Source organism: Roseivirga ehrenbergii (assembly GCF_001593005.1).
Taxonomy (GTDB): Bacteria; Bacteroidota; Bacteroidia; order Cytophagales; family Cyclobacteriaceae; genus Roseivirga; species Roseivirga ehrenbergii.
Genome location: NZ_LQZQ01000051.1, coordinates 185,554 through 199,534, shown reverse-complemented (window position 1 = coordinate 199,534; position 13,981 = coordinate 185,554). Strand labels below are relative to the sequence as shown.

9 protein-coding genes are annotated in these 13,981 nt (G+C 39.8%); 3 read left to right on the top strand and 6 right to left on the bottom strand.

Going from position 1 to position 13,981, the window contains the following annotated elements:
- Positions 1–16 precede the first annotated feature (16 nt).
- The 3 genes from rimO (at position 17) to MB14_RS18185 (ending at position 3,559) form a co-directional block, all read left to right on the top strand.
- Positions 17–1,327 carry a 30S ribosomal protein S12 methylthiotransferase RimO gene (gene rimO, locus MB14_RS18195; RefSeq protein ID WP_053224761.1) on the top strand — a complete coding sequence of 437 codons (1,311 nt, stop codon included), beginning with the start codon at positions 17–19 and terminating at the stop codon, positions 1,325–1,327.
- An 82-nt stretch (positions 1,328–1,409) separates the two neighbouring features.
- On the top strand, positions 1,410–2,993 hold the full coding sequence (gene bshC / locus MB14_RS18190) for a bacillithiol biosynthesis cysteine-adding enzyme BshC (RefSeq protein ID WP_062594148.1): 1,584 nt from the start codon (positions 1,410–1,412) through the stop codon (positions 2,991–2,993).
- Positions 2,990–3,559 (top strand): 5-formyltetrahydrofolate cyclo-ligase, encoded by a 570-nt coding sequence (locus tag MB14_RS18185; protein ID WP_062594147.1) that lies wholly within the window; start codon positions 2,990–2,992, stop codon positions 3,557–3,559. Before bshC ends, MB14_RS18185 begins: the two co-directional genes overlap by 4 nt.
- Before the next feature lie 61 nt (positions 3,560–3,620).
- Here the strand turns inward: MB14_RS18185 and MB14_RS18180 are convergent, their stop codons facing one another.
- The 6 genes from MB14_RS18180 to MB14_RS18155 form a co-directional block, all read right to left on the bottom strand.
- Positions 3,621–6,590 carry a T9SS type A sorting domain-containing protein gene (locus MB14_RS18180; protein WP_084376144.1) on the bottom strand — a complete coding sequence of 990 codons (2,970 nt, stop codon included), beginning with the start codon at positions 6,588–6,590 and terminating at the stop codon, positions 3,621–3,623.
- Between the two features lie 123 nt (positions 6,591–6,713).
- The gene (locus MB14_RS18175; protein WP_062594144.1) at positions 6,714–11,012 is read right to left on the bottom strand and encodes a T9SS type A sorting domain-containing protein; all 4,299 of its coding nucleotides are present in this window, start codon (positions 11,010–11,012) and stop codon (positions 6,714–6,716) included.
- A gap of 6 nt (positions 11,013–11,018) precedes the next feature.
- Positions 11,019–11,456, bottom strand: coding sequence for a hypothetical protein (locus tag MB14_RS18170; RefSeq protein WP_062594142.1), 438 nt, complete (start codon positions 11,454–11,456; stop codon positions 11,019–11,021).
- Between the two features lie 80 nt (positions 11,457–11,536).
- The gene (gene mnmC2 / locus MB14_RS18165; protein WP_062594140.1) at positions 11,537–12,214 is read right to left on the bottom strand and encodes a tRNA (5-methylaminomethyl-2-thiouridine)(34)-methyltransferase MnmC2; all 678 of its coding nucleotides are present in this window, start codon (positions 12,212–12,214) and stop codon (positions 11,537–11,539) included.
- The gene (ispF, locus tag MB14_RS18160; protein ID WP_062594138.1) at positions 12,215–12,691 is read right to left on the bottom strand and encodes a 2-C-methyl-D-erythritol 2,4-cyclodiphosphate synthase; all 477 of its coding nucleotides are present in this window, start codon (positions 12,689–12,691) and stop codon (positions 12,215–12,217) included.
- Positions 12,688–13,932: a M16 family metallopeptidase gene (locus MB14_RS18155; protein WP_062594136.1), complete on the bottom strand. Its 1,245-nt coding sequence runs from the start codon at positions 13,930–13,932 to the stop codon at positions 12,688–12,690. Before MB14_RS18155 ends, ispF begins: the two co-directional genes overlap by 4 nt.
- Positions 13,933–13,981: the final 49 nt, after the last annotated feature.

Sequence of the window (13,981 nt, the reverse complement as noted above, 5' to 3'; positions counted from 1 at the left end):
ATTAATACAATAAGGAATGAAAACGAAGGGACTGAAGAAGGACAAGGTGAACATTGTAACGCTAGGTTGCTCAAAAAACTTAGTGGATTCAGAAGTGATGCTTACTCAATTGAGAGGCAACGGAATCAAAACAACCCATGAGTCTAAAAAAGACAATGCTAATATTGTTATCGTAAATACCTGCGGCTTTATCGATAATGCCAAGCAAGAGTCCATCGATACCATTTTACGTTATGCTGATGCCAAAGACGATGGTGAAATTGATAAACTTTACGTAACAGGTTGCCTTTCTCAGCGCTACAAAGATGATCTAGAAACTGAAATCCCTCAAGTAGACGCCTTCTTCGGCACCATGGAGCTTCCTGCGCTTCTTAAGAAATTCAAAGCAGATTATAAGCACGAATTGGTAGGCGAGCGTATTATCACCACCTCTAACCATTACGCTTATTTAAAAATATCGGAAGGCTGCGACAGACCCTGCTCCTTCTGCGCCATTCCTTTGATGCGTGGTGGTCATAAATCTCGCCCAATTGAAGAATTGGTTTTAGAAGCAAAAAACTTGGCCAGAAACGGCACCAAAGAATTGCTTCTTATTGCTCAGGATTCCACTTACTACGGATTAGATATTTACAAAAAACGAAACCTAGCCGAATTGCTTGAACGTCTTTCTGATGTGGAAGGCATTGAATGGATTCGTTTGCATTACGCTTTCCCTACTGGCTTTCCAATGGATGCACTTAAAGTAATGGCGGAGCGCGACAACATTTGCAGTTATATAGACATTCCTCTTCAACACGGTTCTACCAAAATGCTGAAATTAATGCGTAGAGGGACTACCCGTGAAAAAACTGAAGCACTGATCGAAGAAATCAGGGCTAAAGTTCCGGGTATTGCCATTCGAACTACTTTGATTGCGGGCCACCCTGGCGAAACTGAAGAAGACTTCAATGACATGGTCGACTTCGTGAAGAAAATGCGTTTCGATAGATTGGGTATTTTCAACTATTCGCATGAAGAAAACACACACGCCTATTCTTATGTTGACGATGTTCCTGACGAAGTGAAACAAGAAAGGGCGAATATCGTAATGGGCATACAGGAAGAAATTTCTAACGAAATTAACCAAGAAAAAATTGGTAAGACTTTTAAAACGCTAATCGATAGAAAGGAAAGCGGAAACTACTATGGAAGAACAGAACACGACTCCCCAGAAGTAGATAACGAAGTAATCATCGATGCGAAAAAACATCACTTAAGAATTGGCGATTTCGCGAATATTAAAATCACAGATGCTACAGAATTCGATCTTTATGGTGAACCAGTTTAAGCACTTTTCATGTTTATGCTGCATTAGATTGAATTGCTGTCGAGGCTGATCTAACAATCAAAACCCTTTGTAACAAACGACTATGGCTGTTTCCGAACTATCGCAAGTACTATTGAGCAAAATACCTTTCAATAAAACGAACAGCTTTTCAAGGTCATTTTTAGATTATATAGAAGGAAAAGAAGCATTAACCAGCTTCTATAATCGTTTACCAAGCATTGAAAACTTTAAGCTTCAGATTGAAGAGAAGCACTTCAGCAATGAAAACCGAGCGGTTCTATCGAAAGTATTGCAAAAGCAATACGATGAATTTGAGTTAAGCGAAGCCACAGTACAGAATATAGAACTTCTAAAAGCGGGAACCACTTTTACTGTCACTACGGGTCATCAGCTGAATATTTTCACGGGCCCACTTTATTTTATTTATAAAATAGTGACCGTAATAAATGCCTGTAAAGCTTTGAAGAAGCAATATCCAGCTTACGATTTCGTGCCTGTTTATTGGATGGCTTCTGAAGATCATGACTTTGAAGAAATTAGCTACTTCCGTTTTAATGGTAAGAAATTCAGTTGGAAAACTGATCAAACAGGAGCCGTTGGACGCTTTGACCCAAAATCGCTCAAGCCAATTTTTGATGAGATTATTAGCCTACCTGATTTTTTCAAGGAAGCTTATTTGAAGAGAAACACCCTAGCCGAAGCAGGAAGACATTATGTAAATGCACTTTTTGGTGATGAAGGTTTAGTGATAATTGACGCAGATAATACTGAGCTTAAAAATATACTCAAGCCTGTGATGTTTGACGATATATTCAAGCATTCAGCCAATGACCTTGTTACCGAAACTTCGGCACAGCTGGATAAAGCAGGTTATAAAACACAGGTGTTCCCAAGAGAGATCAACTTCTTCTATTTAAAAGAACACATACGCTCACGTATAGTAAAGGAAGATGGTGTATTTCATGTACTTGATACCGAAATCCGTTTTTCAGAAAGCGAATTACGAGCAGAGATAGAAAACCATCCTGAACGCTTCAGTCCAAATGTGGTTTTAAGGCCGCTATATCAGGAAATGATTTTGCCAAATTTGGCTTATGTCGGTGGCCCATCAGAATTGGTATATTGGCTTCAATTGAAAGAAGTTTTCACGCATTTCAAAACACCTTTCCCGATGCTAATGCCGCGGAATTTTGCTGGAGTTGTTACTCCTAACATTCAGCGCAAAATTGAAAAGTCAGGACTGAGCTTCGAAGACATCTTCAAACCAGAAGAAGCCTTGACTCAGGAGAAAGTAAAGGAGAATACCACGAATCAACTGAGTCTAAATCAAGAGTTGGAGCATCTGAAATCTATTTTTGCAGAGGTTTTAAGTGTTGCCAAACCAATTGATACCACGCTTGAGAAGTTAGTAGCCGCTGAACAGAAAAGGGCAGAGAATTCTATTCAAAAAATTGAGAAGAAGTTACTGAAAGCCGAAAAACGAAATCAGGAGGTTTTAGTGAACCGTATTTCGGCCATTAAGGAAAGTTTATTCCCTGGCGGAAGCCCTCAAGAGCGAAAAGACAACTTCTTAAACTTCTACCTTAGCGACCCTGCATTTATTCAGAACTGTTTAGATAGCCTAGATGCCTTCGATTACCAGTTTCACTTGATTGCCGGCTCATGACTAAACAAGTGCTCAGAGAAGTGTTCTTAGAGAAGCGTAAAACACTTACGCAAGAAGAACATGCACTCCGATCGGCATTGGTTTGTGAACAAGCATTGAAACTCATTACAGAACGACAGTTCAAAAATATCCACCTTTTCCTTCCGCTTATAAAACAGCGTGAAGTCAACACCTTTCCACTTTTTGAGAGACTCATTGACCAGCCTGAGTTTCAAGTTGTACTGCCAAGGGTGAATGGAAAAACGAAGCAATTAGAGCACCTTGCATTCACCACCTCCACCAAACTGCTTAAAGGAAGTTTTGGCGTTACTGAACCTGATGGCGAAAATCACTTCGATATAACTGACCTTGATGTAGTATTCGTGCCCTTAATTAGCTTTGACCGAAAGGGCTTTAGAATTGGCTATGGCGGTGGTTTTTATGATAAATTCTTCTCGCAAGCGAGTAATGATATGATCAAAGTCGGCTTAGCGATCAGCCCTCCTTTGGATCATATTCCTTATTCAGAACCGCATGATATTCCGTTAGATTATTGCATTTCACATCACAGAATATATTCGTTCTAAAACAAAAAAAACGGCTGTAATTTCTCAATCACAGCCGTTTCAATATTCTCTTTAAGTTTTCTTAATTCGTTTGTTTCAATAGCTTAATTACATCCCTGCGTTTGTCATTATTCACATTTAAGATATACAAACCATCAGGCATTGAACTCAAGTTTACTTGGAACCTCTCTTCTGTATTATAGAATTCCTTCTTGCCTGTCACTACTTGATTGCCATTGCTACTCACTATAGAATAATCAAATCCAGTTGTGTATGCAGCATCTAAGTTTACATTAAAAACACCGTTGGATGGATTTGGGCTAACCTGAGCATCCACTTGAAGAGGATCATCGATACTTGCCACTACATCAAAATCAAAAGACACCTCATTTGTAAAGGCTACCGGCCCTAATTGATCTGTTACTTCGCACTTATAAGTACCTGTTGCAGTTACTACCAGTTCAGCACCTGTTTGCCCAGTAATCACTTCACCATCTTTAAACCACTTAAAGCCAAATCCTTCACCTGTATTGTAGGATTGATTGGCACGTAATACGGCACTATTCTCGCCCGTCATAGAATAATTAATCTCTGGGTTAAAGCCTGTGTCATAGTATCCAACAAACACACCACTACCATGAGTTGCTGCGATTACCTTGCCGTCTATCGGCCTTACTTTCACCATGTTTACAATGCTGTTCCCTATAATATTAGGGGCTTGCTGCGTCCATACCGTGCTTGCTCCATTTAAGCTACTAGTCATATACAAGCCAGTAGAAGTACCCACAAACACCTTTTCTCCGGAAGTGCCGTTTGGCAAAATTTCGATTGAACGAACAGATGAACCATTTCCACTGCCGTTAGCGTTTTCTTCCAAATTTCCAGAAATAGAAGCCCATGTTTGCCCCCCGTCTTCCGACATCCAAACACTTATTATCCCGTAATTTCCAAATGTAACAAACACTCGACTTGCATCTCTCGGGTCAACAGCTATACTAGTAATCGAAGCGTTCTGAGGTAAATTACTTGCTGAGATATTCTCGACAGTTGTAATTTCTTTTGTATTGGAAATTTTCTGAAGCCTTCCAGTAGTTGTTCCGAAATAAAGTACACCTTCAGGTTGTACTGAAGTAGCTAAAGCAGAAACTGGTTGGCTAGTAATACCCGTACCGTTAATCTCTTCCCATTCTCCTTTTCCAGGGTTTTCTCTAATATCATAGGTGTAATAAATTTTACCCTTTGCCGCGACATACATACGATCTTGATTAACCCTATCAACAATAAATGGATTAATGAATAAAAACTCTTCATCGTCATCACTTGGCGAAATATTTTCTGAGGCCTGGTAAGTGTTGTCTACAAGCTCAAATCTTCCCATTTGTCCTTCTTGTGCCGAAGCATACAAAGCATTATAACTTATTGCAGAAAAAGCTCCATCACCGCCATACGCTTGTATCCATGAACTTGTAGGATCATTTTGAAAAAGTGCCCAAGTTCCGTTATCCTGCATACCTCCTATAATTTGATTATCACCACGATCACCGCGATAAAGGTCTACCGTATAAAACTGAGAAGTGACGTAACCATTATTAAGAGAACTCCAAACCACTGTACTGGCAGTATTATCATTCGTTTTATGAATTCCACCGTCTGATCCAGTAAACATTTTTTTAGCGTCAGAAGGTAAGAATGAAAGTGTATGAATATCTGGGTGATGATTTGTGTAGGGGCCAGCAGTTCCAGTGCCTGTATACCCACCAATATGCTTCCTATCAGTTGCTGTAGTGAAACCATTTGGAGACCTTAACAGGTTTGTTCCGCCTACATAAACTGTATTTTGATTTCCTGGGTGTACGGCTACTTCAAGGTTATATCCGCCCTGTGCGTCAAAACCTTGAACTGACTCCTCATTTACATTAATATTGTCTGTTAGGGTAGTCCAAGTCGAAGTACTTCTATCATATTTGTAGAAGAAGGTTTCTCCTAAGGCATAAAAGAAATTTTCATCATGCGGATCAAAAGCCAATTCTACTCTTCTGAAAGTAGATGGCCACCCTGCAGGTAGGGTTATCGATGTCCAAGTAATACCATCTGGAGAGATGAAAATTCCTTCTTCCGGGTTTGTTCCATTGCTCGACTTATTGGGAATACTGGCAATTACCGTCCCATCAGTTGCTATGGCTATATCAGCAGAGTTTCCAACACCTGTGTTGGGAAGGCCTAATACTGTCGTCACCGTTTGAAAATCGTCTAGAGTTCTATAAATCTTACTTAGACCAGCTACGTAAATCTCTGTTTCTGTTTGGTTTGAATAGTCAATAGCGATCTTATTCACCAAGCTAAACTTTCCTAAGGTCGTAATAGAATTAGTTGCTGTGCCTTCTAGTAAACTCCACGAAACTCCACCGTCAGTGGATTTATAAATACCATCTCCTAAGTAGAATGCCCCTGTTTCAGAAACTGAGTTGCCAATATTCTCACCTGTGGCATAATACCAATTTGCTGTTTTCCCAGCTCTTTTATCTTGAACAATAGTAGTAACGGAAGGGATTTGATCGAAATTTGTAGTGCGAGTCCATGTAGCACCTTGATCAGTACTTCTCCAAACACCACCAGAAATTCCTCCCGCAATAAGAATATTTTCATCAGTAACATCAATGGCTAAAGCTCTGGTTCTGCCTCCAATATTGAATGGCCCAAAATTAACAAATGGAGATGCGTTAGTTTGAGAAATACCTGCCGCAGAAGACCTGATATTAATTCTTTCAATTTGATTCAACTCTCGAACATAGGATAATTCTTTATGACGAATGTCGAAAGGTATTTTGCCTGTTGATGGATCTTTGAGCATATCCATTTCATAGGCCAGTCTTTTCTGAGGGTTTTCCGATTCGGCTTCAGCCTCCTCATTTAAACCTTCGTTCTGATTAATGGTAAATTGAGGCTCAGTATTTACTTTGAAAGACCTAAATGATTGGTACTCGAAGTACATTAAAAACAGCACTACGATCGCCCCCACAACTCCCAAGTTTCGCAATCTAGTCTTTTTCATATAAGTGTAGTTTAAGGTATTTCTGTTTTGATCTACGTTTTTAGACCTACTAGTGGATTATCTACTTTCCAAATAGAAGTAATTCCGAAAAACGGTTTTTCTGACGAATACTAAAGATATATTTTATCGTTGTTGTTTCAAGAGTTTTGCACTAATAAATCCATATTTAGTCTCCACTCTTAACACGTATACACCGTTTGACACAGCGCTCAAATCCAACATCATCACTTCATCCATGAAGTAACTGTCCTTTTTCCCTTCCAAAACTTTAGCCCCTTGGCTGTCTGTAATAGAATAACTGAAGCCTAAAGGAATATCTGCATTCAACTTAATTCTAAAAACACCTGAAGAGGGGTTCTCCTGTACTGTAATGTTCAAATCATTTATCAGCACATCATCAATTCCGGTAATAATATTTTCAATGGTGTAGGTTTCATCTAGCGCAAAATTTCCATTAAATCGGTTGCCATCAGCATTTTCAATATTGTGGGAAGGTTTAATATCCAAATCCACCAAGCCGTCAGATTCAATATCTTCAATTATTACCAAGTAACTGGTATTTGAAACGCTTGAAAACACACCTTGAATCACTGCTGTTACCGATGTTGATGACAACTCGAAGTCACTTAAATCAACATTTGTTACTCCTTCAGAAAAAGTAATTTCAAAGGTAACTTCTGTCAGGTTGGTAGTTTCTAACAAAGGAGATTTTCTTGTAATACTTGCACTTGGCCCCACTGAAAAATCGACTGTATAAGTTTCTTCCTCTGTAATACCTCCGACAAATACGTTCCCTCCATTATTTTCAATTCCTGTAGTGCTAGTAAAATCGAGGTCTATTAAGCCTTCTGTTGAAAACTGATTTACCTTAACAAAATATTTGCTCGGTGAATCTTCTGTTACTTCTGCTATTGTGGCCTGAATACTTGTAGAACTCAATTCAAAATCAGTAATATCAACATTGCTTACATCTTCTGAGAATTCAACCACGAAGACCACATCTGGACGATTGATTGAAGCTACTGTTGGTGCATTGCGCTTAATTGTAGCGGTTGGTGCCAATGCGGAGTTGATCGTAAAAGTCTCTTCTGAAATAAGGTTTGCATCAAAAGCATTGTTGGCTTCATCTTGAATATCGGTAGTTGCTTTGAAATCTAGGTTTACAAGCCCATCGGCAGAATAACCATTTACAAACACCAAATAGTTGGAAGAAGAACTGGATGTAACTCTGTCGATATTTGCAGAAATAGAACTAGAGGACAACTCAAAATCTTCTACTCCTACATTCTTCACAGGTTCATTGAAATCTACAGCAAATACAACCTCTGTTCTGTAGGTTTCTTCAGACGTAGGTTGCGATCTTGCTATGCTTGCTCTAGGTTCTGTTAAGTCAAGAATTGTATATGTCTCTTCACTTAATATTGAACCGGCAAACGCATTTTGGAACAAATCGGTAATTCCAGATTCTGATTTGATATTCAAATCCAAAAGCCCTGTTCCACTGATATTGTCTACCTGAATATTGTAAACTTTAGCAGACACTGAAGTAACAGATGCGATGCTGGCCGATGCCGTTCCTGCCAATTCAAATGATGAAGTTGACAACCCTTGTACTGCTTCATCGAAAGTAATTTGAAAACTCACCTCTGTTGTTTCTATTTGTTCTTGCGTTGGGTTTAGTCTCACAATGGAGTTTACCACTGGCGCAGTTTTATCTAAACTGATATTAATTGCATTCGACACCGCCACTGGCCCCAACTGATCACTAACCCTAAGTTTATATACTCCAGATGTTGTAACCTGTAACTCAGAACTCGTTGCTCCAGTAATGTCCTGATCATCTTTAATCCATTGATAGGCAAATCCCGCCCCTGATGTATATGAGACCGGCCCTCTGAGTGTTGCTTCTTGAATTGAGTAATCGATTGAATAGTTAATATTTGGTGAGAAAGCTACATCGTAACTGGCTTGAAAAACACCATTACCATGGGTTCCCACTAATACTTGTCCATCTAATGGGCGAACTTTAATCATGCTTACTATTGAATTACCGATAATATCTGATGCCTCTTGTGTCCAAACAGTGTTATCACCATCCAAAACAGAGGTTTTATAAAGCCCTAAGGAAGTACCTACAAAATAGATTGGTGAAGCTCCATTCGGCATTATTTCAATATATCGTACCGAAGGACCGCCACCCGATCCGTTAGCATTTTCTTCTAAATTACCAGAAATTGAAGCCCAAGTTTGGCCCCCATCATTACTCATCCAAACACTGATAATTCCGTAATTTCCGAAAGTAGCGAATACTTTATTTGCATCAGTTGGATCGACAGCTAGACTTGTGATAGCTCCAATTGGCAAATTAGCTCCAGTGATTTCTACCGCTGCTAAATCAGTATTTACATCAGCCACCTTAAATATCTTTCCATTTCTGGTACCGAAATAAAGTACCCCTTCAGGTTCGATAGAAGCAGCAAGTGCCGATACAAAGTCATTCACTCTTGACGCACCCATTGAAATTTCTATCCAATCTCCATCTCCTGGGTTTTGGCGTATATCGTTGGTATAAAACACCCGGCCTCTCGCCCCCACGTACATCCTATCTTGATTTACGGGATCATAAATAAATGGATTGATGAATAAAAAGTCATCTTCATTGGTAGTCGGAGAAATATCTCCTTTGTATTCATAGCTGTTGCTTTCAGTATTCAGTTCAAACCTTCTCAGTTGCCCTTCTTGAGCAGAAACATACAATGAGTTATAAGTAATCCCATTATATGAACCATCACCACCAAAAATTTCAACCCAATTGGTATTTGATAGATTTTCATTTGCTCCCCAAGTTCCATTATCCTGCATTCCTGCAATCAAAAGTTCTTCTCCTCTATTAAATCTATAAGCATCAATAGCATAAATTTGTGTGGTAAGGTAGCCATTGTTCAAAGACTGCCACGTTACTGGGCTACTACTACCAGCCGCACTATTATTTAGCGTAAGGTGAACCCCACCATCCGAGCCAGAGAGCATTTTATTAGGATCTGAAGGGTAAAACACTAAAGCATGAATATCGGGGTGGTGGTTATTGTACTTCGGGAAGTTATTCGAATTGTTATCTTCACGATAACCACCAATATTCACTCTATCAGAACTTAGCCTAAAACCAGAAGTACTACGTAAAAGATTTGTTCCACCAATAAAAATAGTATCTGAACTCGAAGGGTGAACTTTCATTACCAGATTATAGCCGCCTTGGGTATTATGCCCTTGTCCTGAATCTGAAGAAATACCCAAATTACCCGTCAGGCTCACCCATTCTCCGGTACTGATGGTATGTTTAAGTAAGAAGCTAGTGCCCACAGCATAAAAAACGTCCTCATTTTGCGGGTCAAATGCTACTTCAATTCTTTCGTATGAACTCGGCAAACCAGATGGCGGATTGATATTAATCCAAGTTAGTCCGTCATCAGATTTGTAAATCCCTTCCTGAGCATTGGGGCCATTATTCACATTATTAGCGATGGTTGCTATTAATACGCCAGAACTAGAAATGGCCAAATCAGTATAGGAAAAACCTGTGTTATTAGCTCCTAAAACGGGGGTATAAGTAGCAAAGTCGTCAGTAGTTCTCACTATATTCCCCAATCGAGCCGCATACATTTCACGAACATCAGTATTCGAATTATCTATTACTATTTCCCCTACCAAACCAAAGTCACCTAAATCAGTATTATCGTTTTGGGTTGTAGTGGGAATAACCGCCCATGATAATCCTCCATCGGTAGATTTAAAAATCCCATCTCCTAGGTAAAAAGCCCCCGTAACAGAGGCCGAGTTTCCGAAAAACTCACCTGCGGAGTAAAACCAAGTATTGGTATTTCCTTCACGTTGATCTTGAACCAAAGCTGAAACAGCAGGTAGCTGCATTACGGTTGAAGTTCTGTTCCATGTTTGTCCAGCGTCTGCCGATCGCCACAAACCACCCGAAACTCCACCTGCCAAAATCACATTTTCATTTGATATATCTATTCCCAGTGCGCGGGTTCTTCCTCCTATATTAAAAGGCCCCCTGCTCACAAATGATGACGCCTGACTTTGACTAGTACCACTTGCTTGCATTCGAATATTTAAGTCCGACAACCGATTTTGTGTTTTGGCAAAACTCAGTTCTTTTTCTCTTATGCCTATAGGGATTTTGCCGGTGATAGGATTGGCAAGCATTTCATATTCAAACTCAAGCCTTTTGATTGGATTCTCAAACTCAGCTTCTTCATCCTCCACTTGAAGCGAATCTGGGATTGACTCAAACACCAATGATTGGCGGTACTCTGCAGTATGCCATTGGTCATCATTCTTAAAAATAAAGAAGGCAGCTACAGACAATACAACTACTAGGAGTCCGGCTTTCCAGAAGTTTTTCATGGTTTCTTAATTTTGAACCATTGTGGCGCTAAGCATTTCTTTTGTTTTGGTAATTGGAGTTAATACATCTATTAACACTTTATCGCCTTTGCTAAACTGAACATCAGCTGGGGTTTCGAGACTTATTTTTTCACCCACTGCTGGCGCAACGGTAGCAAAAGTTGCTCCGTATTTTACAATTTCCTCAACTTTGAAAACATAAGTATTTCCGCGATCGGAAGTACCTTTAACTGACTCAATCTCACCTTTTAGCCTTATAGCATCTTTGATCATATTAGAAGGCGCTACTTCTTTCACCCCTTCGGTATTTAGAGAAAATTCACGAGCGTTTTTCACTGTAAACTCAGGCGTATTTTTCTTTTCGGCTGATTTGCAGCTAGCCAAGAAAAATAGCACAACAAAAAGATTATAACTGAGTAGTTTGTATTGGTTTGCTTTCATCATCAAGAATTAAAAACTGCTTCAATATACGATTTATCAAAATGCAATAGGAACTTGGGTGCAAATTTAAAGCCACTTCAGCCTTAGCGCTTTACTCCTCTTACCATTTCCTTTTTACCTGGAGGGCCAGGAAGGGTTTCAACGGTTAGTCCAACTGCTTTTAAATCTCTTTTTAGCTGTCCTTTTGCACAATAGGTGACAAAAACACCATTTGAGTCGAGCAGTAAAGCCGTTTTTTCGATCACCTCTAAATCCCACATTTCGGATTGTTTGCTTGGGGCGAAAGCATCGAAAAAAACGATATCAAAAAATGAATTGTTATTAAAGTCTTGCAGTTTGTCTTCTGACTTTAGTATGGTGAAAAATTCGTTTTGCTGAAACTCCTGTTCCCAATCGGCCTTATGAAGCTCTAAAAACCGCTCCTTCACAGTTTTATCATCAAAAAATTCGTGGTAGTTCAGTGCTTCAAACACTTCACTTTTTAAGGGGAAAGGCTCTAAAGTGGTGTATTCAACTCTCACCTCATGTGCCACCGCCCATTCTGAAGTAAGTATGGCATTCAAACCCGTACCGAAGCCAACTTCAAGCACCCGGATGTTATCCAAATCAAAACTAGACAGAAGAAAATCGAGTCCTTCTTTCAGAAACACATAACGCGACTCTTGCACCGCTCCGTGAAAAGAATGATAAGTTTCGTTCAGTTCGGCATGGTACAGCGAATGAGAACCATCTTCGGTGACTATAATTTTAACTTCGGTCATTTACTTTTGAATCAGCACTGTAGCATAAGCAGCTACACCTTCAGCCTTACCTACAAAACCAAGTTTTTCAGTGGTGGTGGCTTTGATGGAAATATCTTCTTCGTCAATTCCCATTACGCCTGCAAGGCATTTTTTCATTTCAGGAATGTGTGGATTCACTTTTGGTAATTCTAAACAAATAGTGCTATCAATATTGCCAATAGAAAAGCCTTTGGCCTCTACAAGCGCCACTACTTCCTTCAATAAAATTTTGCTATCGATCCCCTTGAATTTCGGATCCTTATCTGAAAAATGAAAACCGATATCTCGCAGATTGGCTGCGCCTAAAAGCGCATCGCAAATTACATGAATCAGTACATCTGCATCTGAATGACCAACGGCTCCATGTGTATGAGGCACCTTAATTCCACCCAACCAAAAGTCTTTTCCTTCTTCTAAACGATGTACATCGTATCCAAACCCTACTCTGATTTTCATATTTCGTTTTTTGCTTTATACCTTAATACTGAAGCGTTTGTTTTCACTAATATTTTTTCGGCCTGCTCCTTAATATCTTCTTCCGTAACGGCCTGAATTTTCTCGCCCTCATGATTTACCATGTCGGGATCGCCCAAAGTCCAAGCATGCGCCAAATTCATGGCTCGGTTTAGTAATTCAACTTCGCCAAAAACAATGGTCGACTCCGCTTTGTTTTTCACCTTCTGCAAAGTAGCGGCTTCAACCGAAGTGTTTTTAAAATCCTCAATCAAATCCCAAACTGCTTTTTCAGCCTCAGTCAGCGAAACACCAGCACTCAATTGCCCATTGATAACGAGTAAGCCAGGGTCACTAGAACCCATTACATAAGCCCCAATCGAACTAAACAGTCTTTGTTTTTCTACCAATTGATCGTGCAATAATGACGACTTACCACGCCCTAAAATATCGCTCAATAAATCAGTAGCGTAATATTTTTCATCCGCTCTACCTTCCATATGGAAAGCCATATACAGCGAGTCTGCCGGCACAGGCGCTTCTACCTCTAACTCTCTATATTCAGTTTGAACAGGCTCTTGAGGTAAATTTCGTACATTGGTTTCGCCTCTAGGAATTTCCCCAAACCACTTTTCGCTCAGTCGTTTTACTTCATCCAAAGTAGTATTTCCAGCCACCACTAAAACTGCATTATTGGGTTTGTAGAAACGATGGAAGAAATCCTTCACATCATCCATGGTGGCCTTTTCAATGTGCTCAATCTCCTTCCCAATAGTGGCCCATTTGTAAGGATGTTCTTTATAAACCAACGGCCTTAGTTTCAGCCAAGCATCACCATAAGGTTGATTCAAGTACCGTTGCTTAAACTCTTCGATCACCACAGAACGCTGTACTTCCAATACTTTCGGGTCGAAAGAAAGGCTTAGCATTCTGTCCGATTCCAACCAAAATGCAGTTTCCATATTTTCGGCCGGAAGCGTTATGTAGTAGTTTGTAATATCTGGGCTTGTGAACGCATTATTCTCGCCCCCAACCTTCTGTAATGGCTCGTCATAATTGGGTACGTTTAGTGAGCCGCCAAACATTAAATGCTCAAAAAGATGAGCAAATCCGGTGCGCTTTTCATCTTCATCTCTCGACCCCACATTGTAAAGTACATTTACCACCACCATAGGTGAAGTAAGGTCTTGGTGAAAAATGACCTGAAGGCCGTTTTTTAGTTCAAATTGTTCAAATTGGATCATATACAATTGGGTAGGCTGGCAAAAATAAAAATAATGCACATTAATTTCG